Below are 22858 nucleotides of genomic sequence, written 5' to 3'. Positions count from 1 at the left end.
GATGAAATCGACTCCATTCTAGATGCCCCCCTTCCAACCCGGTCTCTAGGATGGATGTCTCGACCGCGTATCGGTGGCTTTTTTGGGCGAGGCAGAGCGGCTCGCGGCCGGGCGGGCCGCTGAGGCTTCGCCGCCTAATTTTCCGCCTTTATGAGCGGCCGGATGGCCTGTGCGTTTATCCCGTCCGGATCCGCCGGGCCGCTTTCCACCTCCATCATCCTTGTTCACGGTAGCCCAAGCGCGTCGTTCGGCCTCCTGTTCCGGGACACCGCGGTTTTCATAGCTTTCCTCAATATGTTCAGCCTTGCGCTGCTGCTTGTCTGTATATTTTCTTTTGTCACCTCTGGGCATATTTTCCTCCCACCCGGGACGAAGGGCAGCCTATCATCAGCGGGCCGTTTCAACCTTCGTTTTATATTTGACCAAAATCTCCTGACCATGTGTCATTATTATTCATGACAATTTAGAAAATTATTTTTATCATTAAAATATCCAAGTCAGCCTCATCCGATCGTCTTGATTGCGAACGACGTCTTATAAATCCGCGCGTGACATCGGCATGATGATATGTTCACAAAGGTTGCGACGCCTCCGAGGCTTACCAAGCTCTCGCACATACGTCGTTGTAAACGGAGGGTGCAATGTCCGGTACGAAATCATGCAAAGTGGCTGTCCTTGCAACCGATGGGTTTGAACTCGCGGAACTCATTGAACCCGTCAAAGCATTGCGCGCCGCGGGCGCAACGGTGAAAGTCGTCTCACCGCATGGCGGTGAAATCCAAGGCATGAACCATCATCAAAAAGGCGAAAAAATCGCGGTTGATCTCGAATTATCTCGAGCCGATCCGAAAGATTTTGACGCGCTTGTCCTGCCCGGCGGCGTCGTCAATCCGGATGAGCTGCGAACCGATCATCACGCCATTTCGTTCGTCAAAGATTTCGCCGACGCGAACAAGCCAATCGCGGCCATCTGCCATGGTCCATGGACATTGATTGAAGCCGGGGCCGTGCGCGGCAAGATGATGACGTCATGGCCATCTCTCCAGACCGATCTGCGCAATGCCGGCGCCATCTGGGTCGACCAGGAGGTGGTGATCGATGGGCAACTCGTTACCTCGCGTAAGCCGGGCGATCTATACGCCTTCAACCATGAATTCCTAAAACTTTTAATGGGAATAGGGCAGGCCTCATCGCTCAGGGCCTCATAGAACGCAGGCCCATGGCACCGGGAGACAACCCGTGAATGCGAGGATCACGAGCGTCGGTGCTCAGGCGTTCGTCATCCCCACCGCCGGACCGGAAGCCGACGGCACGCTGTCATGGGACAAAACCGGCCTCGTGACGGCGCAGATTTTTTCCGGGTCTCAGACCGGTTTTGGATATAGCTACAGCGACGGCTCCGCGGCGATCCTCATCAAAGACAAACTCGCGGAAATTCTTGTCGGAAGAGACGCGTTTGACATTCAGGGCCTGAACAGGCGCCTGTGGCAAAGCGTCCGGAATATCGGCCGCGCCGGCATTTCCGCTTGCGCGATTTCCGCACTCGATCTCGCTCTTTGGGATTTAAAGGCCCGGCTCCTCGGCATTTCATTGGGCGCCTTGCTCGGCCGCCAGCGTGACAACGTGGAGATCTACGGCAGCGGCGGCTTTACCAATTACGATGACGGCTTGCTTGCGCGCCAACTCGCCGGCTGGGTCGAGCAAGCCGATTGCCGCGCGGTAAAAATGAAAATCGGCTCGGAGCCGGCCCGCGACGTCTCCCGTGTTCTGGCAGCGCGCGCGGCAATCGGACCGGATGTAAAATTGTTTGTCGATGCGAATGGCGCCTTTTCCCCGCGGGACGCTTTGACGATGATGCGGAAATTTTCCGAATATCGCATCTCCTGGTTCGAAGAACCCGTCTCATCGGACGACCTGCCCGGCCTTGTCATGGTTCGCGAACATACCGGCGCGGAAATCGATATTGCCGCCGGCGAGTATTGTTTTACCTTGGACGACGTCCGGATCATGCTGGCGGCGAATGCCGTCGATGTCCAGCAATGCGACATCACGCGCTGTGGCGGCATCACGGGATTCATGCAGGCGGCGACTCTGTGCGAGGCGTTTCACAAACCCCTCTCCGCCCATTGCGCGCCCAGCGCGCACCTCCACGCCGCCTGTGCCGTCCCCCGCTTGCGCCATGTCGAATGGTTTCACGACCATGTCCGCATTGAACAATTGCTGTTCGATGGTGCGCCGTCAGCGATGAATGGCCGGATCGCACCGGACGATTCGCGACCCGGCAATGGTCTCAACCTGAAGACGCAGGATGCCGCGCGTTACGCCGTCTGACCCACGCGCCGTTTCACAGCTCGCCCCGAAGCGCCATCTGCTTGATTCGGTCGGCCGTTCGTAGGGCGATGGCCTGGATCGTGAGTGACGGGTTGACGCCGCCGGTGGTCGGAAACACCGAACCATCGCAAATCCACAGATTGGGAATATCCCAGCTTCGGCAATCGGCGTTCACCACGCTGCTTGTGCGGTTGAACCCCATGCGCGCAGTCCCGGCCAGATGATTGGCGTCTTCCTCCTGGGGAAAGATATCCTGAGCATTGACGGCCTGCAGGCTACGCGTCATCTGTCCGATCGCATGCCGGATCAGGCGCTTGTCGTTCTCCCCCCAGGAAAACGTGATGCGGGGAATGCGCAGGCCATATTGGTCCTTCTCATCGGCCAACGTGACGGTGTTGCGTTCGTCCGGCAGAGTCTCGCCCACCATTTTCAAGCCGACCTGATGGTTGTAGTTCATCATATCCAGACGCAACTGCTCGCCCCAAAGGCCCCGCGCGCCGGTCTGAATGAACGCCCATTCGATCGGCAAGGGCCCTTGTGCCATCCAGCAATAGCCACCGTAATGGCTCTTTCTGTCATCGTAATTCCAATGTTCCGTGATGGTCAGGGAGGGGGGGCCTTTATACCAGCGCACCTCCTCCGCCATACGGCCGAAGACCGCCTGATTGCTCTGCGTCATGAAGTATTTTCCGACAAGGCCGGAACCGTTGGCAAGCCCGTGAGGATGACGGCTGGTCGCCGAATTCAGCAGCAGGCGCGGCGTTTCCACGGCGTAACCGGCCACGACGACATTACGGGCACGTTGAAAGTGCCAGCCATTTTGCCTGTGGAAATACACGCCGATCGCGCGGTCATGCTGATCGACCTCAATGTTGCCCACCATCGCCAAGTCGCGGATTTCCGCACCTGCCGCAATCGCCCTCGGGACCCATATTGTCAGTGTGCTTTGCTTGGCGTTTGTCGAGCATCCGAAACGGCAAAAGCCGCGATACACGCAAGGCGGGGATTTTCCGCGGGGCGCGGAGACCGTCGCCAGAGGTGTCTCCGACCATTTCAACCCGATTGCCTCAGCCCCCTTAGCCAACAGCCGCCCGGCAGCATTCACCTCGTGCGCACGATACGGATAACGCGGCCGCTTCGGCCCCCAGGGATAGGTAACCGGCCCCGAGATGCTGAGCGCAAGTTCCACCTGCCGGTAATAGTGCCACATCTCTCGCCAATCCAATGGCCAATCCGCACCATAGCCCAACTGGGACCGGCTTTTGAACCATTCCGGGCGGAACCGTAAAGAGACCATCGCAAAATGGACCATGCTGCCGCCCACCGCCTTGCCGCTGTTTTTTCCTCCCATCTGAAGCGGATCGGCGCCGTCGCAAACCCGCTTGTCCAGCCAATAGAGTTTGCTTTGTTCCGTCTCGTCGGAGGCAAACTCCTCGAGCGGGCGAAAATAGGCGCCAGCATCCATGGCGACGACGCTAAAACCATATTCGGCCAGTTTCGCCGCAAGCGTGCCTCCACCGGCGCCGGTGCCCACCACCACAAAATCTACGGCCTCGTCGAGCGGATATTCGCGCATCGGGATCCAGCCGCCCGGCGTAAACACATCCGGCGCACGGCCCGCGATGGCGCGCGGCACGTCAGCGGACATTGCGATTCTCACGCATCGCTTGCGCCCACTTGCCCGGCTTTGCCTCCTGGGCTTCCCATGAATCGCGCCGGTTGGCATCCATGCGGACATAGCCGCGCGGGCTCGCCGGACCGCCAAAGCCGATTTCGCTCCAGGCGGTCGGGTGGCTGTAATAGGCTTCCGGAATGTCCATCAAAACGCGTTTGGCAAAGAATAGTTTCGGCGGCACGTCGGCCCAGGCCATGTCGTGCAACTCGCCCGCCTGCATGCGCTGCAAAAGCGCATCCGCGTCAGCATCGACGAGCCGGTGAAACACCGTGCCGTAAGCGCCTTGCGCTTCGATGTCCAAGGCATCCAACGCGCGCTGCCATGCTTCACCATCCCATGGCATCGGTTCGATCCGCGTACCGGCCGCGCCGAACTTCTGCATTTTTTGATCGACATAGGCCGCCACCGGTACCGGCGGCCGGTCATGCGGTTGTGGAATGATACGGTCGCACAGCCTCTGCAGCGTTTTCCACTGCGGCCCCGTAAAGAACGCCGGCTCACGCGGCGCGGCGAGGCGCGCATCGACGACACGGCGGGTGACCTCGTTCCACGACAGGCCAAGGCGCTTCGACAGCACATCGTAGCCGGGATATCGCGAATTCATGGACCTATGCCTTGTGCGGCAGGACGGCAGCAAAGACCTCCTTGAGGCTGTTCTTCAAGACACTGCCCACCTCCGGTTCCTTGGGCAACATGGACATGAAGTTTTTGGCGTCCTTCAGCGTGATGTGCGGGGGCAGCGGCGGGACGTTGGGATCTGTGCACACCTCAAGGATCACCGGACGGCTGGCGCGAAGCGCATCATCCCATGCCGGCCCCAACTGCTCCGGTTTATCAACATAGATGCCTCGCAATCCAAGAAGATCCGCGTAGCGCGTGTAGGGGAAATTCGGAATCTCCTGGGTCGATACAGTTTTGCCTTCGCCCAGTTGCACGCGCTCTTCCCAGGTGACCTGATTAAGGTCTCTGTTGTTCAGGACCAGCACGATGAAATGCGGCGTCGTCCAGCTTCGCCAGTATTTTTTTACGGTGATCATCACGTTAAGGCCGTTCATCTGCATGGCGCCATCGCCCATGAAGGCGATGACCGTGCGCTCGGGAAACGCGAATTTTGCCGCCACGGCATAGGGGGTGCCGGCTCCCAGCGAAGCCAGGCCGCCGGAGAGCGACCCTTTCATTCCCCGGCGCATTTTTATGTCGCGGGCATACCAGTTTGCCACGGAACCGGAATCGCCGGTCATGATCGCGTTTTCCGGCAGGCGCGGTGACAGCTCCCAGAAAACACGCTGCGGGTTGACCGGTTTCGCCGATTGCATGGCGCGCTCCTCGAGAAGCTTCCACCATTCGGCGACATTCTTTTCAACTCTCTGACGCCACGACACATTGGTGTTCTGCTTCAGGAGAGGCAGGAGTTCGCGCAATGTCGCAGCGCTATCACCCACCATGTTCACCTCCATGGGATAGCGGAGGGACAGGTTGGCGCCGTCAATATCAATCTGCACGCCGCGCGCGCGGCCGGGCTCAGGCAGGAATTCCGAATAAGGAAACGCCGACCCGATCATGAAAAACGTATCGCATTCTTTCATCAGATCCCAGCTCGGTTTGGTTCCGAGCAAGCCGATGCTCCCGGTAACGAAGGCCAGATCATCCGGCAAGGCGGCCTTGCCGAGGAGCGCTTTTGCGACCCCTGCATTCAGCCTGGTTGCCACGGCAATGACCTCGTCTGTCGCCTGGAGCGCGCCGGCGCCGACCAGCAGGGCGATTTTTGTCCCGGCATTCAGCACATCGGCGGCCCGCCGCAGCGTTACCGCGTCGGGCGTCAGCGCCGGGCCGGCATAGCCGATGCCCGTATGCGTACTGCCATGCGCCATCGGCGGCTCTTCATAGGGCAGCTCCTGGAGATCATTCGGCAGAATCACGCAGGTAACGGTACGTTTCGTGTGAGCGATGCGCACCGCACGATCGATCAACTGGCGCACCTGGCTTGGCAAGATCGCCATCGCCACATATTCGGAAGCGACGTCCTTGAACAGATTTTGTAAATCGACTTCCTGCTGATAGTTGGCGCCAAGCGCGGTGCGGGCTTGCTGTCCAACGATGGCGACCACCGGCGTATGATCCATTTTGGCGTCATAAAGCCCGTTCAGCAGATGGATCGCTCCGGGGCCGGATGTGGCATAGCAAAGTCCAACTTCGCCGGTGAACTTGGCATGGCCCGAGGCCATGAAGGCCGCCATCTCCTCATGCCTCACCTGGACGTAATGCATGTAATCCTTGGCCCGCTCCAGCGCGACATCGAGGCCGCCGACCCCATCGCCGGGATAACCATACACACGCGACAACCCCCATTGCGCGAGCCGGCGCCAAACAAATTCAGAGACGTTCTGTGCCATGCCAGCTCCTTTGCTCATTCATTTGGGAACGCGCGCATCAGCGCCAGGGCTGCCAAACCCGCGAGCGACAGCCCGATAAAACTCAGCGGCGCCGGAATGGGTGGCCCGTCGACCATGTTTTGCCGCCAGTTGCGCCAGCCGCCCATGGCGCGGGAGACGCCAAATACATGAAAGCCCATCCCCGCCACCCCCATAAGGGCGGTGAGGCCGAGCCATGCCCGTGTGAAGAGCCGCTGTTCTCCCGAGGCGCCCAGCGCCGCTCTTGTCAACAAGGCAGCGCCAACCGGCGGCATGGTCACGGGCAAATACATTCCCGGATTATGAAAGGCACCCCGAAAATGCAGGAGCCAGGCCTCGCCTGACGTGGCAAGGAGACTGACGGCCGCCGCCAGGCTGAGCACGCGCCCGGCCGGGTGGCCGAGCAGTTCAGGGCCTCGCGGCGCCGGCGTATCACGTACCCGTTCTGCCAACAGCCCGAACAGACCCGCAAGCCCGATGGCCGCCGGCGCCCCGATCGGACCTGAGTAAAACAGATTCTGCCAGCGCAGTCCGCCCGGCTTCTTCAAAATGTTGTATAGATGGAACCCGGTGCCGATGACGCCGGTAGCGGCTGTCAGCCCGAACACCGCGTCACGGTGACGATGGCGTTTTTGCACGGTGTCGCCCACCCCGTGCAGGCTTGCGACTAAGGCGACAAGCGAGCTGGCAAGCGGCGTCACCATTGCCGGGTTATAGAAACCACCGCGATAATGCTCGACCGCACTGTCTAACAGCACCGCAGCGGCAAGAACCGCCGAGCCGTGGTTCAGGCGCTGTGCGACTCTGACTTGCGTCCGCGATCTGTCTCGATCAACGCGCAGGGCGGTCGACTGGCCCAGCCGGTTCCGGAGATCAAAACCGTGCGGCATCGCTGAGCCCTCCGACAATTGCCGCCTGGTTCCGCCCAGGCGCCCCATCATCGACGGGTATGATGCGTACCGGGACCGATTTCCCCGCCGGGGTTTTTGATTTCTGGTCGCAATGGGCCAGCGCCACCAGCGGATTCATCTCCGGGTAATAGGCGCCAAGGCAACCGTCCGGCAGGGCGAATGGCGTCACCTTCAAACCGGACACTTCGCGATGCACACCATCTTCCGCATCGCTCACGAGGCGGACCGTCTGCCCTTCATGCAGACCAGCCCGGCGCATCTCCTCCGGGTTGATCAGCAGCACGTCGCGCCTGCCTTCAATGCCGCGCAACCGATCGCTGTAGCCGTATATCGTCGTGTTGAACTGATCATTGCTGCGCATGGTTATCAACCGGTAGCGCCCGGGCTTATCGGCAAAACCAACCGCTGATGTTTCCTGCGGCGTCGTAAACTGGGCCTTGCCGCTCCTTGTCTTCCAAATCCGCTCGCGCGCTGTATTGCCGCGGTAAAACCCTCCCGGTGTCCACATCCGGGCATTGAAATCATGGAACTGCTCCGGATAGGTTTCAGCGATGAGATCGCGGATGAGCGCATAATTGCCGACCCATTCATCCCAATGGAGTTTGGGATTTGGTGGCAAAGTGGCTTTGGCGATGCCGGCAACAATGGCTGTTTCGGACAGCAGATGCGGGCTTGCGGGGGGGCGGCGCCCGAGTGAGCCGTGGATACAGCTGAATGTGTCCTCTACGGTAACGGCCTGGGGGCCGCTGGCCTGGCGATCCTGCTCGGTGCGTCCCAGGCATGGCAGCAAATACGCCGTGCGGCCATTCACCAAATGGCTGCGGTTCAGCTTGGTCGCGACCTGGACCGTCAGCGCCATGCTGGTCCAGGCACGCTCCATCCGCTCTCGCTCCGGAATGGCGCGGACAAAATTGCCCCCGAGACCGAAGAACGCCTTGACCTTGCCGGATAGAATGCCTTCACAGGCTGCGACGGTGTTCATGCCGTCATCGCGCGGCGGCGTGAAGCCGAATTGTTCGGCATAACGGTCCAGAGGTGCGAGCGCCGCCTTTTCCGTGATACCCACCGTGCGCTGACCTTGCACGTTGGAATGCCCCCTTACCGGCGAAATCCCGGTGCCGTCACGGCCGATATTGCCTTTCAGCAGCAGCATGTTGAGCAGCATCGCGACGTTATCGAAGCCATGGACATGTTGCGTCAGCCCCATGCCGTAAATGCCGATGACACGATCGGAATCGACATAAATCTGCGCCGCACTTTCGATGGCAGCACGGCTGAGGCCGGATTGCTGTTCAATTTCCGCCCATGATGTTGCCTCCGCCTTGGCTCTGAACGCCTCCATGCCAATGGTGTGTTGTTCGATGAAATCAACGTCCAGCACACGTCTTCCTCGCGGCTTCGCCGCGTCGTCCTGCGCGAAGACATGTTTGCAAATTCCGAGAATAACGGCGATGTCCCCGCCTGGCCGCGTCTGGTGGTATTGCGTACTGATTCGCGTTTCGTGGCCCGTCAGCATTTCCGTGAGGTTTTGCGGGTTGACGAAAACTTCGAGCCCCTTCTCCCGGACCGGGTTGAAGGTCACGATCTTCACCCCACGCTTCGCCGCATCCTGCAGCGGATGTAAAAAGCGCGGGCTGTTCGAACCGGTGTTTTGGCCGAAAATGAAAAACGCATCGCAATTGGTGAGGTCCTGATAGACAACCGTGCCGACGCCGGCGCCGATCAATTCTTTAAGGGCCACAGAGGTCGTCTCGTGACACATGTTGGAGCTGTCGGGGAGATTGTTATTGCCATAAAGCCGGGCGAGCAGCGCGTAGAGATACGAGGTTTCAAGGCTCGCTCTCCCGGAGGCATAGAAAATGACTGATTTTGGATCGAGCCGCTTCAGCTCTGCGCCGATCGCCTGAAACGCTTCCTCCCAACTGCACGGCACGTAATGGTCGGTGTCCGGATCGTAGCGCAAGGGATGCGTCAGGCGGCCCTGATGTTCCAGATCATGGTCATTCCAACCGCGCAACTCGCTCACACTGTGCTTGGCAAAGAACTCCGGCGTGCAGCGGTTGGCGGTGAGCTCCCAGATGGTCGCCTTCGCGCCATTCTCGCAAAACTCGAACATGTGGTAGTCTGCCGGCTTCGCCCATGAGCAGGAAGCGCACATCACCCCCCGCGTCTTGTTCTGGCGCATCAGCGTATCGATGACGCCAACCGTATTCCATTCTTGCCCAAAAACATGGGCAATGCCGTGCAGAGATCCCCACCCCCCGGCTGGACCTTTATAGGAATTCGTTTCGTTGGTGTCGGGCATTGAGCGTTTCCTTGTCGGGATCGGCGCGCTTCTGGCGTCGTTCGGAGAGTTTCGGACGTGACGCTATGCCTGGAAACAATCCATGGCGGCGGTGATCAGTCGTCGAAGCATCCCACTCTTCATAGATATGGCCGAAACAGTACGATCATCAGAGTCCAGGCATAAGCGTTTCATTGATATTCATTTAGAAAGAGAATGGCGAACGGATGGCAATTTCCGCCCACCGAGACAACCCCACAAAACGCCCGCACCAAGGATCAGCAGCGTCGCGATGGCGACACCTTTATGGGCACTAAAAAACATCTCGCCACTTTTGCCGTGTTCGCTGCCCGTGAAACGCCCGCGCATGCCATAGTCACCGGGCACCGGGCGAAAGAGATTTGCCGGCGCGTCAGCGGGCGAAACCTCATGCAGTAATTGCGACGAATAGCCCGCCTCGGCGAGGTACCAATCGGCGACACCTGCCGCGATCCGGTTCGCCATGATGGCAACCACGGTGGGAAACCCAACCCAAACCTCTCGGCGCGGATGAAACGCGGCAAAGACGATGGCACGGGCGGCGACTTCCGGAGCGTAGATCGGCGGGACGGGCCGCGCGCGGCGACCCGTTTTGTTGAGCGCCCAAGTGAATTGCGGTGTGTTGATGGCCGGCAGGTGAACCATCGAGAGGCGAATATCGCTGCGGTCGTGAATCAGTTCGCTCCTCAGGCTGTCCGTGAAACCGCGAATTGCCGATTTTGCCCCGCAATAGGCTGACTGCAACGGCACGGACCGATAGGCGAGCGCCGAACCCACATTTACGATCGTGCCCACGCCGCGCCGCTTCATGCATTTGAGCGCCGTCATGGTGCCATGCACGGTTCCTAAATACGTCACTTCCGTCGCGCGCCGGAATTCTTCTGCCGTGACCGCGCTGACGGGCGCGAAAATCGTCGCCATGGCATTGTTTACCCAGATGTCGATTGGCCCCAACTCAGCCTCGATTGTCTCCGCTGCCGCTTCCACAGCCTGGGCATCCGCGACATCCGCCTGTGCATAACAAGCATGTGCGCCAAGCCGCTGAAGCTCGGAAACCGCTGCCTTCAGCCGCGGCAAATCGCGTCCGATCACGCCGACATCGCAGCCTTGCCGGGCGAACTCCGCCGCTGTCGCGCGACCGACCCCAGCGCCTCCGCCCGTCACGACCACCACTTTGCGCATCACCGCATCTCCGATCGTTTCTGCTCCATAAACTGGTAACCCGACGCAACAAATCACCGCCAATCGGGAGAATGGACAAATCTTCATTGTAAAGATAATGATCCGCCGCCGCGAAGGCGGCATAACCAATTTGTTATTGCACCTATCCGAGCATTTAAGACACTGCGCCTGTGATTCCCGGTCCGGACGCATCAAGATTGTCGGGCAAATCAGATGCCTTTGAAAATTGAGGATTACGCCATGATCGGCGATGGCCAAAGCGCGGCGCTGGTCGGGCGTAACGGCTCGATCGATTGGCTGTGCTGGCCCCGTTTCGACAGCGACGCGTGCTTTGCGGCTTTGCTTGGTCGCGAAGAACATGGTTGCTGGATGATCGCGCCTGAGGGCCGCGTATCGGCATCGACACGCGCCTATCTAGGCAACACGCTTGTGCTGGCGACGGAATTCACCACCCCGGCCGGTACGGTGCGCATGGTCGACTTCATGCCGATCCGCCGCGGAGAAAGCTCCGCCATTATCCGCATTGTCAGTGGTCTGGCAGGAACCGTCGCGATGCGCTCCGAGCTCAAGCTGCGATTCAATTATGGCAGCATCGCCCCATGGCTGAGCGAAAAAGATGGCGCGATCGTCGGCACGGTCGGCCCCGATCTCGTGGCGATACGGAGTGACATCGCCCTCACATGCAACAAAGAAACCATTAGCACCTGCTTCGATGTCCATGCCGGCGAAAGAATTTCTTTTACGCTGCAATACGGGCCGTCCAATGGGCCCTTGCCACCGCCTCTCGACGTCGACCGATTGCTGACGGATACGAAGGCCTGGTGGCTGTCCTGGATTTCCCAGTTCGACCGGACCACTGAGTGGCCCGAATTCGTGAAGCGGTCATTGATCATCCTCAAGGCGCTTACCTACTTTCCCACCGGCGGCATTGTCGCCGCACCCACGGCCAGCCTTCCAGAACGGCCCGGTGGGAGCTGGAACTGGGATTACCGCTATTGCTGGCTACGGGATGCCACCTTCATGATGTCCGCCTTTTTGAATGCTGGATTTACGAACGAGGCCCGTGACTGGTTGCAATGGTTGTTCCGCGCCGTCGCCGGCACGCCCGACAGAATCCGCATCGCCTACCGTATCGATGGCGGACGCCGCCTGGAGGAGTGGCAAGCCGATTGGCTACCGGGCTATGGCGGCGCGCGGCCGGTCCGAATTGGCAATCGCGCCGCAAGCCAGAGGCAGCTCGACATATTCGGAGAACTTCTCGATTCCTCGCATCTTGCCGAGCATTCCGGGTTGAAACCCGATGAATGGGAGCTCGAAATCGAGCAACGTCTCGTTCTCCATGTCATGAAGATCTGGCGGCAACCTGACCAGGGCCTCTGGGAATCACGCAGCGCTGCCAAGCACTATGTCTACTCCAAGGTAATGGCATGGGTTGCGGTCGACCGGTTTCTCACTCTGGCGAACGCAAAATCAAACTGTCCTGCAGAGCTCAAGAAAAAACTACACAAGCTGCGGGATGAAATGCATCGCGAGATTTGTCGGAGGGGATTTAGCCAAAAACGCAACAGCTTCGTCAAGCACTACCACTCCTGCCAACTCGATGCGAGCCTTCTTCTGTTGCCGCTGGTTGGCTTCCTGCCTGTTGACGACCCACGGATGGCGGGGACGATCGCGGCGATTGAGGCCGAGCTTACGGAAGGTGGACTGGTTCGGCGCTATAAAGCTTCCCGTTTCGGGCGCGAAGAAGGCGTTTTCATTGCCTGTTCCTGCTGGCTTGCCGACTGCCTGGTGCTGCAAGGGCGACACGACGACGCACGTCGCCTCATATCGCGCATCATTGCGCTGGCCAACGATGTCGGTCTTTTGTCCGAGGAGTATCACCTTCGCCAAGGGCAGCTCCTTGGCAATATGCCACAGGCGCTTTCTCATTTAGCGCTGGTGAACAGCATTCTCGGCCTCTCGGGTCCCGTCTTGCAACGCGGCGCCCCCTAGCCGGCGGCCTCGCCCGCCGACTCTCTGGCTTCTGCATTACGGTCCTGGCGTCACAGCGGGCGGCCTCGGGTCGCCCGCTGGCGGGTCATTTCGACCGCTCCCTGTGGCCGGGATTGGCGGCTTTCTCACGCGTTAGGAGAATGACCATGGTTTTGATTTTGTGTCTGTCGGTCGTGTCATTTCGGTTTCTTATTATCCGCCAATTGCAATGGCTGACTCGGAAGATCGCGCCCTCCCGGATCCCCTCTCCCTCGTACCCATTTTCCGTACCTGCAACATAAATGACGGAAGATGCGATCTGATAAGAGAGACAGACGGAAAGAGACGGCGAGCCCCCTTAAGCGTCAGGATCGTCTTCGCTCCTGCGGCCTCGGCCTACATCAGCGGCGGTTTCGTGGAACCATAATATTCGTCGATGTTATGTCGATTCGCTGACCAGTCGAAGATTTCCGAGGTCCCGTAAGAGGGGGCGTCCTCCAATATGCGCTTGTCCAGATTCACCACGTAAGCATCATAAGCTTCGTTGTATGTCAGTTTATGCCAGGGCAGCGGATGGTATTTTTCGCCGATACCAAGAAAGCCACCGAACGACATGACCGCGTAGGTCACGTGCCCGCTTTGTTTGTCCAGCATCACGTCATGGATCGACCCCAAGGCCTCGCCCGCTGCGTTACAGACCCGGCTGCCATTGACTTTGCTGGCGGCGATCATCGTGGGAGTCTCTTTCTGGTTGCCTGCTCCAGAAGGCGTTGCGTAGCTCATGCTATGTCCTCCGAATTTCGTTCGATGGCGATCCAGCCTCGGATCGCTGACCTCAGATGGGACAGAAGCAACAAAGATAAATCACCGGCGCGATTAAACCTTCCATACTTTGCCGTCACGGAATTTTTCCACCGCAATCCTGCCGACGACCAAAACCGCTTGGCGTGGAATAACACCGTCATGCACCAGTGCATGACGCGTTCTTACGGAAAGCGTAATTTGGTCGCGGTCCGTCGCCGCGCCATGTGATCCGGAGGTAATGGAGGACGCAATGATCTTATCGAAAAAAAATGAAGCCACGCACTGGCTCGCATTGGCGGCGATGCCCGGTCTGATGCTGGTTTGGTCACTGGCCCACGCGCCCCCGGCAGCGGCGGATAGCCAATGCACGCAAGGTGCGATGCAGCAAAACCATGTCAACGCGCGCGATGGCGCCGCGAATGGCACCGCCCAACCGATGAGCCGCCAGACCGGCAATCAGCCGACCAGCGGCCCCTGCCATTCATCCGGACAAAGCACGATGCAGCACTCCACGGGCAATCAAATGTCGAATCCGGGGAGTGATGAAAAACACACCAAGGCCGCAGCGCGCGTCAACCAAAGGACCGGCGCGGTCGAAGGTCCGCCCGCCCCGCTGAGCAACCAGAAGGGCAACCAACCGACGAGCCCGGTCGTTCATTAGCGAGCGCCAGCCACGCGAAGGGACCACGCCGCAACCGCGTCATGGCGACCACGCTGCGAATTGCAGTCTTGAAACGCTTGTTGGCGGCGCAGATCTTTGATGCCGCCGCCACGAAAACAGGAGATAGAAAATGCCTGCCATACTGCTCTGGCTTCTCGGCGTGCCGATTCCCATCATCATTCTTTTGTTGCTGCTATGGCATTGACCGGGGAGGAACAGATGATGCCGAATGAGGTTGCTCCCCCGAGCCAATCGCTCCCCGGCGCACTGCCGGAGCCCATCGCTTCGGCGCAATCGGCGGTGTCCTGGGCGGCGGTGATCGCCGGCGGCGTCACCGCCGCTTCCGTCGCGATGACTTTATTGCTGTTCGGCGCCGGGCTCGGCCTGGCCTCCCTTTCTCCCTGGGCCGGCCGGGGCGTGAACGCCGGCACCTTTACGGTATTCGCGGCAATCTGGTTGATCATCGTGCAGTGGGTGGCATCCGCCCTGGGCGGCTATATGGCCGGGCGGCTGCGGACCAAATGGGTGGCGGTGCACACGGACGAGGTATTCTTCCGCGACACGGCGCACGGGTTTTTATCCTGGGCGCTGGGCGTGCTGATCACCGCCGTGGTGCTGACCGGGGCCGCCGGCTCGGTCACCGGCAGAGGGACAGACCTGGTGGCGCAGGCGGCATCCAACGCCAACGTTGCCAACCGCTATTTCGTTGATTCATTGTTCCGGCAGAACGCCAACCCCGCCCTTGCCACTGGAAGTAGCGTGCTCGGCACCGCGCCGCCCCTCGCCACCCCCGGCGTGTCCGCCCTCGCCGATCAACAGATGCGTGCCGACGCCACGGACATTCTGGCGGAAGGCGCCCTTGCCGGCGGCGTGTCCCAGGCCGACAGCCTTTATCTGGCACAGCTGGTCGCACAGCGAACCGGACTGCCGCCGGCCGACGCCCAAGAGCGGGTGACGGACGTGCTGAACCGCGAACGGGCGATGATCCGCAGCGCCAGGCAGACCCTCGATGCCAGCCGCAAGGCGGCCTCGGGCGCGGCGGTCTATGGCTTCGTGGCACTGCTGATCGGCGCATTCATTGCCAGCGTTTCCGGCGCGCTCGGCGGCAGGCGGCGCGATACGTACTGAGCCCGCGGCGCAGCGCTCTCGACCGGCTGCGATCATACGACGGCCAGCCCTCGGTCCGAAGGCGGCAATCATAAAAAGCGTGCCAATAATCGGAAAATGCGGTATGAAAAGTTAGAGGTTCGAGGGCGAAACATCAGGGTCCGGAAGATGGGTTGGCATCGGCACATATCGGTCTTTGAGGACCATATTGGTCGCTCCAAAAACGGTTTGCATGATCCATAAGGATTGAAGCGGCCATGACAGAATTGGAGCGGCCATGACGGAGGTCAATCATGTTGGGGCATCGTTGACGGACGATGCCCGCTACCGGCTCCTGGTGGACGCCGTATCGGATTATGCCATTTTTATGCTCGATCCGGACGGGATCGTGGCCAGTTGGAACCCCGGCGCCGAGCGCTTTCACGGCTATCGCGCCGTGGACATTATCGGGCGGCATTTTTCGCTGTTTTACACGCCCGAGGATCAAAGAACGGGCCTGCCGGCGCGAGTCCTCAACACCGCCGCCACAGAAGGACGCTTTGAAACCGAGGACTGGCGTGTCCGCAAAGATGGCACCCGGTTCTGGGCGCATGTGGTCATTGATCCGATCAGGACATCGGCCGACGAGATTGCCGGATATGTAAAAATCACGCGAGACCTGACCGAAAAAAGACGCGCGGAACAGGCGCTCCGGCGCGACGAAGAACAGTTCAGAATTCTCGTGCAAGGGGTAACGGACTATTCGATCTACACGCTTTCCCCCGCGGGCACGGTCGCCAATTGGAATCTCGGGGCGCAGAGGATCTACGGGTATCGTCCGGAAGAGATCATCGGCAAGAATTTTGCCCTTTTTTATACGGATGAAGATCTGGAAGCGGGGCGGCCTGACATCGCCCTGAACACCGCCATTCGCGACGGACGTTCTGAAATGGAAGGATGGCGCATCCGCAAGGATGGGACACGATTTTTGGCGAATTCGATCATTACGCCGATCCGAAGCAGCATGGACGAGATCATCGGTTTCGCCAAAATCACGCGGGATATCACAGAACAACGGGAAACCGAACGCGAGTTGGAGCAGGCGCGCGAGGCGCTTTTTCAAGCCCAGAAAATGGAAGCCATCGGCCATCTCACCGGCGGAATCGCGCATGACTTTAACAATCTCCTGACCGCCATTTTAGGTAGCCTGGAACTCATCGAGACCCGTCTGACCCAAAGCCGGTTCCGGGAAATCGATCGTTATGTCGGCCTGGCACAAGGCGCGGCAAAGAGAGCAACGGCCCTGACGAGCCGGCTTCTCGCTCTTGCACGTCGCCAGACGTTGGCCCCCGAACCGATCGATGTTGTTCGTCTCGTTTCAGGGCTCGATGAACTCATCCGCCGGACCATCGGCTCCACCATCGATCTTACCTTCGACATCGCTGACGATGTCTGGGATATTCTGGTCGATCCGAACCAACTTGAGAATGCCCTTCTCAATCTTTGCATCAATGCCCGCGACGCGATGCCCGACGGCGGCAGACTCGAAATCAGGGCCAAAAACGCGCATCTGGAATTTCCCGGCACGGCGGAGCCCAAACTCCCCGCAGGAGACTATGTCGACATCTCCGTCAGCGACACCGGAACCGGCATGTCAAAAGACGTTCTTGAACACGCTTTTGAGCCGCTTTTTACCACCAAACCCGTCGGTGAAGGCACGGGGTTGGGCTTGAGCATGATCTACAGCTTCACCCGCCAATCCGGTGGCAAAGCCTGGATCGAGTCCGAACTCGGGCGCGGCACCCAGGTCCATTTGTGCCTGCCGCGCCATTGCGGCGGTCGCGACCTGGCGGGCTCAGATCCAAGCTTCGACAGCCGGCGCGCTGGTACCGGTGGCGCGGTCCTGGTGGTCGACGATGAGGCCGTCATACGCCTGTTAGTCGCAGAAGTTCTGGAGGATCTCGGCTGCCGTTATGTCGAAGCACAAGACGGCCTCTCCGGACTAAGGCTCCTTGAGAGCGAACGACAACTCGATTTGCTGATCACTGACGTTGGCTTGCCCGGCGGCCTCAACGGCAGACAACTCGCCGAAGCCGGGCTGCTTTTGAGGCCAAATCTGAAAATCCTGTTCATCACCGGTCAGGCCGAAGGCTCGGTTTCCGGCGAAGATGGGCTGCCGGCGAACATGCATGTCCTCACCAAGCCATTCAGCCTGGAACAGCTGAGAAAATGCATCACGTCGATCTTCAGCCGGCAGACATTATCGACGCAGGCATAACAAGCTGCACGATGCCGTTGCGCGCCATCCGCCGGGCCAGTTCAGCGACGTGATCGTCTGCTGGCCGTAGCCCGTCGCGCTCCACCGCGGCTTACGCGGGCAGCATTGGCGCCTCATCACGCGCAATATCGACGAAACGCTGGATTCGGGGCGCGATAGAATTCGCCTTCACCGTGAGCAGAAGCTCGCTCACCGCTCCGGGGTCCGCAAGAGGACGGCTGACCACATCGGAAATGCCCATCCGCGCATAGCATTGGGGGAGAATGGCAATGCCGATGCCCGCGGCAACAAGGCCGAGAACGGAGCCAAGCTCGCGCGCATGCTGGGCAACTTTCGGCGCCAGGCCGGCCTGGCTGCACAGGGTCATGAAATGGTCGTACATGCCGCAGCCTATGTCGGGTGCGACGCTGACGAAAATTTGCCCATCGAGCTGGCCCAGGCCGAGCGCGCCACGCGTCGCGGCAAGCGGGTGGTTCGGCGGGAGGAAGACGGCCAGCTCGTCCCGCCAGACCCGGTGCGCGATCAGGCCGGGACCCGCCTGGAAATAGTAAGGCGGCCGCAAGATGCCGATGTCGAGTTCGCCGTTGAGCAGGGCCTGGAGTTGCTGCGCCGTCGACATGTGCCGGAGTTCGATCCCGATCTCGGGGTAGCGGTCCCGAAAGGCGCGCATCAGCCGTGGGAACATGTCGAGCATCGGCACGGAGCCGGTGAAACCGAGCCGGATGAGCCCGGCCTCACCCTTCGCCGACAGGGCGACCACTTCGGCGGTCCGGCGCAGTTCCCCAAGGACTTTCCGGGCGGAATCGAGGAGCAGCACGCCGGCATGGGTGATCTCCACCTTGCGTCGTGTCCGGTTGAACAGCGTCGCGCCGAGCTCCTCCTCCAGGGCTTTGATCTGCATGCTGAGGGGCGGCTGGCTGACGTGAAGCCGTTCGGCGGCGCGGCTGAAGCTGAGTTCCTCGGCAACGGCAACAAAGTAGCGCAACTGGCGGAGTTCCATGGCTTATATAAAAACCAAATAAATCGCCGATCAAGATCATATTAGACTTTATAAGTGCTCTTGTGTCCTATCCACGAAACTTTGGGGGAACGGCAAAATGCTCGGATTCAGGATCAATCGCCGCGCTCGGCAGGTGCCGGCGGCACTCGTCGACCGCTTCCGCACATTGCCGGCCGCCACTGTCAGCGACGTCATGGCGCGCATGGTGGCCGGCGGCCCGCGGCTCCGGCCGATGCATGGCGGCGGGGTCATGGCCGGCGTGGCGCTGACGGTGAAGACGCGCCCAGGCGACAATCTGATGGTCCACAAGGCGATCGATATCGCGGCCCCGGGTGACGTCATCGTCGTCGACGCCGGCGGCGACCTGACCAACGCGCTCATCGGCGAGATCATGTCGAGCCATGCGGCGGCGCGCGGTGTCGCCGGCTTCGTGATCGACGGGGCGATCCGCGACGCCGCTTCGATCCGTGCCGGGCGCTTTCCCGTCTTCGCCGCGGGCGTCACGCATCGCGGCCCCTACAAAAACGGCCCGGGCGAGATCAACGTTCCCGTTGCGCTGGACGGAATGGTCATCGAGCCGGGCGATCTGGTGCTCGGCGACGATGACGGGGTGGTCGCCGTTCCGTTCGAACATGCCGAGGCCGTGTTTGCCGCGGCATCTGCGAAACATGCCGCGGAGGAAAAGATTCTTGCCGGCATTCGCGCCGGCATTCCGCAAGACCGCGCCTGGGTGGACGAGACGCTGAAACGCCTGGGCTGCGCGCTCGACGCCGGCTGACAATTTAGAAAAAAATAGGGAGGAAATAATGTCTTCGAGCGAAAGCCTCGAGAAGGCGACGATGCGTCGCGTCTATTGGCGGCTGATCCCGCTGCTCTTCATGGGAATGCTGCTGAGCTACCTGGATAGAATCAATATCGGATTTGCGGCGCTGCGGATGAACCACGATCTCGGGCTCACGCCGTCGGTGTTCGGTTTCGGCGCCAGCATCTTCTTCCTCGGCTACATGTTGCTCGGCATGCCGAGCAACCTTGTGCTCGACCGCGTGGGCGCCCGCATCTGGATCCCGGTCATTCTGATCTTCTGGGGCCTGGTCGCGGCGGCCACGGCCTTTGTCCGGGGACCGGCAAGCTTCGATGCGGTCCGTTTCCTGCTCGGCATCGCGGAGGCCGGCGCGCTTCCCGGCTTCGCGCTCTACGTGACGCTCTGGTTCCCGTCTGCCTACCGGGCTCGCGCCATCGCCGGCTACATTATCGCGGGCCAGATTGCGGCGATTGTCGGCAGTCCGCTGGCGGCGATCCTGGTCTCCTCGACCGATCATCTGTTGGGCCTGCATGGCTGGCAATGGATGTTCATCCTGGAAGGATTGCCCACCGTTCTGCTCGGGATCGCCTTCTTCACCTTCCTCACCGAACGCCCCGCCGACGCACACTGGCTGGATGCCGAACAACGCACCTGGCTGCAGCAGACGCTCAAGGCGGAACGCGCCGCCGCGGAAGGCGTGCGGCGTTTCCGGCTCACTGACGTGGTTTCCGACGGGCGCGTCTGGAGCCTTTCGATCCTCTTCGGCTGTGCGCTGGTCGGCGTCTACGGGCTGCTGATCTGGATCCCCCAGATCATCAACGCGATGGGGCACATGAGTCTTCTTGACGTTGGATTTCTTTCGGCGATCCCGCCGCTGGCCGGCGTCATCGGTCAGCTTGCCGTGAGTCACAGTTCGGACCGCACCGGCGATCGCAAGAAACATCTCGGCGCCGTGTACCTCCTCGGCAGCATCGCGCTCGCGGCCAGCGCCGTCTGCCCGAACGTGGTCGTCGCCTATTTTCTGCTCTGCCTCGCGAGTTTCGGAATCTTCGCCGGCAATCCGCTGTTCTGGAGTCTCTCATCGGCAATGATGACGGGCACTGCCGGCGCCGCGGCCATCGGGTTCGTCAACAGCGTGGCGCAATTCGGCGGCCTGATCGGGCCCTGGATGATCGGGCGGGTGAAGGAGGCGACCGGCAGCTTCGAGGCGGCTTTGCTCGCCCTCGCAGCCTTCCTGCTCTTCGCCGCGATCATCGCATTCCTGATGCGGGTGGCGCCCCGGCCCGCCCACGGCGACGCCGCGGATGCGGCCGCGCGCCGGGCGTAACCATCAACGAAAGGGTCAATTTCGATCATGATCATTGACTGTCACGGTCATTACACGACATCGCCGCCGGCGCATGAGGCGTGGCGGCGCCGGCAGGTGGCGGCAGGCCGCAGCACCTCTCCCGGCCCCGCCCCGCAAATTACGGACGACGAAATCAGGGAGACCATCATCAACGGCCAGCTTCGCGTGCAGGGTGAGCGCGGCGTCGACATGACGATCTTTTCGCCGCGCGCCGCCGGCATGGCGCATCACGACTCCGACGCCGCCGGCAATGCGGCGTGGTCGGATCTATGCAACACGCTGATCCATCGCGTCTGCCGTCTGTTTCCGCGCAGCTTCGCCGGAGTCTGCCAGCTGCCGCAGGCGCCTGGCGTCCCGCCGGCGAACTGCATCGCCGAACTGGAGCGCTGCGTGACGGAGTACGGCTTCGTCGGCTGCAACCTGAATCCCGATCCGTCGGGCGGCTACTGGACGGATCCGCCGCTGACCGATCGCTGGTGGTATCCGCTCTACGAGAAGATGGTCGAGCTCGACGTGCCGGCGATGATCCATGTCAGTTCCTCCTGCAACCCGAATTTCCACGCCACCGGCGCGCATTATCTCAACGGTGACACCACCGCCTTCATGCAGTTCCTCGCCTCGGATCTGTTCCGCGATTTTCCGACGCTGAAATTCATCATCCCCCATGGCGGCGGCGCGGTTCCCTACCATTGGGGGCGCTTCCGAGGCCTCGCGCAGGACATGGGGCGGCCGCCGCTGACGGAGCTTCTCCTCGGGAATGTGTTCTTCGATACCTGCGTGTACCACCAGCCAGGCACCGAACTGCTGGCGCGGGTGATTCCGACCACGAACATCCTGTTCGCCTCCGAGACGCTCGGCGCGGTGCGCGGGATCGATCCTGAAACCGGCCACGCTTATGACGACACGCGCCGTTATATCGACGGCGTTCCATGGCTGACCCCGGCCGACCGGGCGGCGATCTTCGAGGGCAATGCGCGCCTTGTCTATGGCCGGCTCTCCGCGCAGTTGGAACGGCAATCATCATGGTAACAGGCGGCAGAATGATGCGCATCGCGGTATTGGACGACTGGCAAGGCCTCGCGCGGCAGGCAGCGGATTGGTCCGCGCTCGAGCGGCGGGCAGAACTCGTGTTTTTCACGGCACCGTTCGCCGGCGAGGATGCGGCGGCAACGGCCCTCGCTGATTTCGATGTGCTCATGGTCATGCGGGAACGGACAGCGTTTCCGCATGCCCTGATCGAGCGGTTGCCGCGCCTGAAGCTGTTCGCCATGACCGGCCGGCGCGGAAGCTCGCTCGATCTTGTGGCGCTTGCAAAACGCGGCGTGACGATCTGCTACGCCGACCACGATATGACCGCGGCGACGGCGGAACTGACCCTCGGCCTGATCATCGCCGCGGCGCGGGCGATCCCGGCGGGCGACGCGGCGATCCGTGCGGGCGGCTTCCAGGGCGGCGTGCCGGCCGGCTTTCAACTCGCGGGGAAGACGCTCGGCATTATCGGACTCGGCAAGCTCGGTTCGCGGCTCGCGCGCTATGCGGCGGCGCTCGACATGAAACTGCTCGCCTGGAGCCAGAACCTGACCGAGGCAACCGCCACGGCGGCCGGCGCGCATTATGTGACCAAGGAGCGGCTGCTCGCCGAATCCGACGTGGTCAGCCTGCATCTCGTGCTTTCCGGCCGCACGCGCGGGCTGATCGGCGCCGCGGAACTCGCGGCGATGAAGCCGGGCGCGCTGCTGGTGAACACCGCCCGCGGACCTTTGGTCGACGAGGCCGCCTTGGTCGCGGCGCTGCGCGCCGGCCGGATCGCCGCCGCGCTCGACGTCTATGACAGCGAACCGCTGCCGCCCGGCCATCCGTTCCGTACCCTGCCCAACGTCGTGCTGACGCCGCATCTCGGCTACGCGACGGCTGAGGCATTTCGCGCGTTCTACCAGCAGGGGATCGAGAACGTGCTCGCCTTCATGGACGGCAACCCCATCCGCCGTCTCGATCCCACGGCAGTGTGATTTTACAGCGGTTCACACCGCACGCTCCGGTTTACAGACGAAGACTGGTATACGCTTCGACCCCAG

19 protein-coding genes are annotated in these 22858 nt (G+C 61.0%); 10 read left to right on the top strand and 9 right to left on the bottom strand.

From position 1 onward, the window contains the following. Nucleotides 1-45: 45 nt before the first annotated feature. Nucleotides 46-351 (bottom strand): plasmid stabilization protein, encoded by a 306-nt coding sequence (locus VNC39_RS16575; RefSeq protein ID WP_325400760.1) that lies wholly within the window; start codon nt 349-351, stop codon nt 46-48. 290 nt (nt 352-641) lie between these two features. On the opposite strand from VNC39_RS16575, the gene VNC39_RS16570 reads away from it, so the two are divergent. Together VNC39_RS16570 and VNC39_RS16565 are read left to right on the top strand one after the other, a co-directional pair. Further along, on the top strand, nt 642-1208 hold the full coding sequence (locus VNC39_RS16570; RefSeq protein WP_325400759.1) for a type 1 glutamine amidotransferase domain-containing protein: 567 nt from the start codon (nt 642-644) through the stop codon (nt 1206-1208). A gap of 31 nt (nt 1209-1239) precedes the next feature. Further along, nucleotides 1240-2331: an enolase C-terminal domain-like protein gene (locus VNC39_RS16565; RefSeq protein ID WP_325400758.1), complete on the top strand. Its 1092-nt coding sequence runs from the start codon at nt 1240-1242 to the stop codon at nt 2329-2331. Nucleotides 2332-2344: 13 nt separating this feature from the next. Here the strand turns inward: VNC39_RS16565 and VNC39_RS16560 are convergent, their stop codons facing one another. The 6 genes from VNC39_RS16560 to VNC39_RS16535 all read right to left on the bottom strand — a co-directional run bounded on the left by VNC39_RS16560 (nt 2345) and on the right by VNC39_RS16535 (nt 10833). Next, nucleotides 2345-3979: a GMC family oxidoreductase gene (locus VNC39_RS16560; protein ID WP_325400757.1), complete on the bottom strand. Its 1635-nt coding sequence runs from the start codon at nt 3977-3979 to the stop codon at nt 2345-2347. Continuing rightward, nucleotides 3969-4610 carry a gluconate 2-dehydrogenase subunit 3 family protein gene (locus tag VNC39_RS16555; RefSeq protein WP_325400756.1) on the bottom strand — a complete coding sequence of 214 codons (642 nt, stop codon included), beginning with the start codon at nt 4608-4610 and terminating at the stop codon, nt 3969-3971. Before VNC39_RS16555 ends, VNC39_RS16560 begins: the two co-directional genes overlap by 11 nt. 4 nt (nt 4611-4614) lie before the next feature. Next, nucleotides 4615-6399: a thiamine pyrophosphate-requiring protein gene (locus VNC39_RS16550; RefSeq protein WP_325400755.1), complete on the bottom strand. Its 1785-nt coding sequence runs from the start codon at nt 6397-6399 to the stop codon at nt 4615-4617. Nucleotides 6400-6413: 14 nt separating this feature from the next. Beyond that, a complete protein-coding gene (locus tag VNC39_RS16545; protein ID WP_325400754.1) occupies nt 6414-7307 on the bottom strand; it encodes a hypothetical protein in 894 nt (297 codons plus the stop codon). Then, entirely contained in the window at nt 7291-9633 is a 2343-nt protein-coding gene (locus VNC39_RS16540) for an FdhF/YdeP family oxidoreductase (protein ID WP_325400753.1), read from the bottom strand. Before VNC39_RS16540 ends, VNC39_RS16545 begins: the two co-directional genes overlap by 17 nt. A 180-nt stretch (nt 9634-9813) precedes the next feature. Continuing rightward, a complete protein-coding gene (locus VNC39_RS16535; RefSeq protein WP_325400752.1) occupies nt 9814-10833 on the bottom strand; it encodes an SDR family oxidoreductase in 1020 nt (339 codons plus the stop codon). Between the two features lie 213 nt (nt 10834-11046). Here VNC39_RS16535 and VNC39_RS16530 point away from each other — a divergent pair, with 213 nt between their 5' ends. Next, a complete protein-coding gene (locus tag VNC39_RS16530; protein WP_325400751.1) occupies nt 11047-12825 on the top strand; it encodes a glycoside hydrolase family 15 protein in 1779 nt (592 codons plus the stop codon). A gap of 375 nt (nt 12826-13200) precedes the next feature. Here VNC39_RS16530 and VNC39_RS16525 read toward each other — a convergent pair whose 3' ends face one another. After that, nucleotides 13201-13587: a PRC-barrel domain-containing protein gene (locus tag VNC39_RS16525; RefSeq protein ID WP_325400750.1), complete on the bottom strand. Its 387-nt coding sequence runs from the start codon at nt 13585-13587 to the stop codon at nt 13201-13203. 259 nt (nt 13588-13846) lie between these two features. Between VNC39_RS16525 and VNC39_RS16520 the strand changes: the two genes are divergently transcribed. The 3 genes from VNC39_RS16520 (at nt 13847) to VNC39_RS16510 (ending at nt 17633) form a co-directional block, all read left to right on the top strand. Continuing rightward, the gene (locus VNC39_RS16520) at nt 13847-14269 is read left to right on the top strand and encodes a hypothetical protein (RefSeq protein WP_325400749.1); all 423 of its coding nucleotides are present in this window, start codon (nt 13847-13849) and stop codon (nt 14267-14269) included. 219 nt (nt 14270-14488) lie between these two features. Further along, nucleotides 14489-15397: a hypothetical protein gene (locus VNC39_RS16515; RefSeq protein WP_325400748.1), complete on the top strand. Its 909-nt coding sequence runs from the start codon at nt 14489-14491 to the stop codon at nt 15395-15397. Nucleotides 15398-15653: 256 nt separating this feature from the next. Then, on the top strand, nt 15654-17633 hold the full coding sequence (locus VNC39_RS16510) for a hybrid sensor histidine kinase/response regulator (RefSeq protein ID WP_325400747.1): 1980 nt from the start codon (nt 15654-15656) through the stop codon (nt 17631-17633). 91 nt (nt 17634-17724) lie between these two features. Here the strand turns inward: VNC39_RS16510 and VNC39_RS16505 are convergent, their stop codons facing one another. Next, nucleotides 17725-18633 (bottom strand): LysR family transcriptional regulator, encoded by a 909-nt coding sequence (locus VNC39_RS16505; protein WP_325400746.1) that lies wholly within the window; start codon nt 18631-18633, stop codon nt 17725-17727. 97 nt (nt 18634-18730) lie between these two features. Here VNC39_RS16505 and VNC39_RS16500 point away from each other — a divergent pair, with 97 nt between their 5' ends. From VNC39_RS16500 to VNC39_RS16485, 4 genes are read left to right on the top strand one after another with little or no spacing between them, the layout of a single operon-like run. Next, entirely contained in the window at nt 18731-19411 is a 681-nt protein-coding gene (locus tag VNC39_RS16500; protein WP_325400745.1) for an RraA family protein, read from the top strand. A 28-nt stretch (nt 19412-19439) separates the two neighbouring features. Continuing rightward, nucleotides 19440-20762, top strand: a complete 1323-nt coding sequence (locus VNC39_RS16495) for an MFS transporter (RefSeq protein ID WP_325400744.1) — start codon at nt 19440-19442, stop codon at nt 20760-20762. A gap of 27 nt (nt 20763-20789) precedes the next feature. Further along, nucleotides 20790-21812, top strand: coding sequence for an amidohydrolase family protein (locus tag VNC39_RS16490; protein WP_325400743.1), 1023 nt, complete (start codon nt 20790-20792; stop codon nt 21810-21812). Between the two features lie 11 nt (nt 21813-21823). After that, a complete protein-coding gene (locus VNC39_RS16485) occupies nt 21824-22792 on the top strand; it encodes a D-2-hydroxyacid dehydrogenase family protein (protein ID WP_325400742.1) in 969 nt (322 codons plus the stop codon). Nucleotides 22793-22858: the final 66 nt, after the last annotated feature.

It is taken from the genome of Acidocella sp., from assembly GCF_035535915.1.
GTDB lineage: Bacteria > Pseudomonadota > Alphaproteobacteria > Acetobacterales > Acetobacteraceae > Acidocella.
This window is presented reverse-complemented; position numbering and strand designations above follow the sequence as displayed.

Excerpts from the sequence above, each read along its gene's own strand:
- VNC39_RS16570 (WP_325400759.1), top strand. The coding sequence starts at position 642 with ATGTCCGGTACGAAATCATGCAAAGTGGCTGTCCTTGCAACCGATGGG.
- VNC39_RS16510 (WP_325400747.1), top strand. The coding sequence starts at position 15,654 with ATGACGGAGGTCAATCATGTTGGGGCATCGTTGACGGACGATGCCCGC.
- VNC39_RS16485 (WP_325400742.1), top strand. The coding sequence starts at position 21,824 with ATGATGCGCATCGCGGTATTGGACGACTGGCAAGGCCTCGCGCGGCAG.
- VNC39_RS16495 (WP_325400744.1), top strand. The coding sequence starts at position 19,440 with ATGTCTTCGAGCGAAAGCCTCGAGAAGGCGACGATGCGTCGCGTCTAT.
- VNC39_RS16555 (WP_325400756.1), bottom strand. The coding sequence starts at position 4,610 with ATGAATTCGCGATATCCCGGCTACGATGTGCTGTCGAAGCGCCTTGGC.
- VNC39_RS16520 (WP_325400749.1), top strand. The coding sequence starts at position 13,847 with ATGGAGGACGCAATGATCTTATCGAAAAAAAATGAAGCCACGCACTGG.
- VNC39_RS16545 (WP_325400754.1), bottom strand. The coding sequence starts at position 7,307 with ATGCCGCACGGTTTTGATCTCCGGAACCGGCTGGGCCAGTCGACCGCC.
- VNC39_RS16535 (WP_325400752.1), bottom strand. The coding sequence starts at position 10,833 with ATGCGCAAAGTGGTGGTCGTGACGGGCGGAGGCGCTGGGGTCGGTCGC.
- VNC39_RS16500 (WP_325400745.1), top strand. The coding sequence starts at position 18,731 with ATGCTCGGATTCAGGATCAATCGCCGCGCTCGGCAGGTGCCGGCGGCA.
- VNC39_RS16515 (WP_325400748.1), top strand. The coding sequence starts at position 14,489 with ATGATGCCGAATGAGGTTGCTCCCCCGAGCCAATCGCTCCCCGGCGCA.
- VNC39_RS16530 (WP_325400751.1), top strand. The coding sequence starts at position 11,047 with ATGCCTTTGAAAATTGAGGATTACGCCATGATCGGCGATGGCCAAAGC.
- VNC39_RS16490 (WP_325400743.1), top strand. The coding sequence starts at position 20,790 with ATGATCATTGACTGTCACGGTCATTACACGACATCGCCGCCGGCGCAT.
- VNC39_RS16575 (WP_325400760.1), bottom strand. The coding sequence starts at position 351 with ATGCCCAGAGGTGACAAAAGAAAATATACAGACAAGCAGCAGCGCAAG.
- VNC39_RS16550 (WP_325400755.1), bottom strand. The coding sequence starts at position 6,399 with ATGGCACAGAACGTCTCTGAATTTGTTTGGCGCCGGCTCGCGCAATGG.
- VNC39_RS16525 (WP_325400750.1), bottom strand. The coding sequence starts at position 13,587 with ATGAGCTACGCAACGCCTTCTGGAGCAGGCAACCAGAAAGAGACTCCC.
- VNC39_RS16540 (WP_325400753.1), bottom strand. The coding sequence starts at position 9,633 with ATGCCCGACACCAACGAAACGAATTCCTATAAAGGTCCAGCCGGGGGG.
- VNC39_RS16560 (WP_325400757.1), bottom strand. The coding sequence starts at position 3,979 with ATGTCCGCTGACGTGCCGCGCGCCATCGCGGGCCGTGCGCCGGATGTG.
- VNC39_RS16505 (WP_325400746.1), bottom strand. The coding sequence starts at position 18,633 with ATGGAACTCCGCCAGTTGCGCTACTTTGTTGCCGTTGCCGAGGAACTC.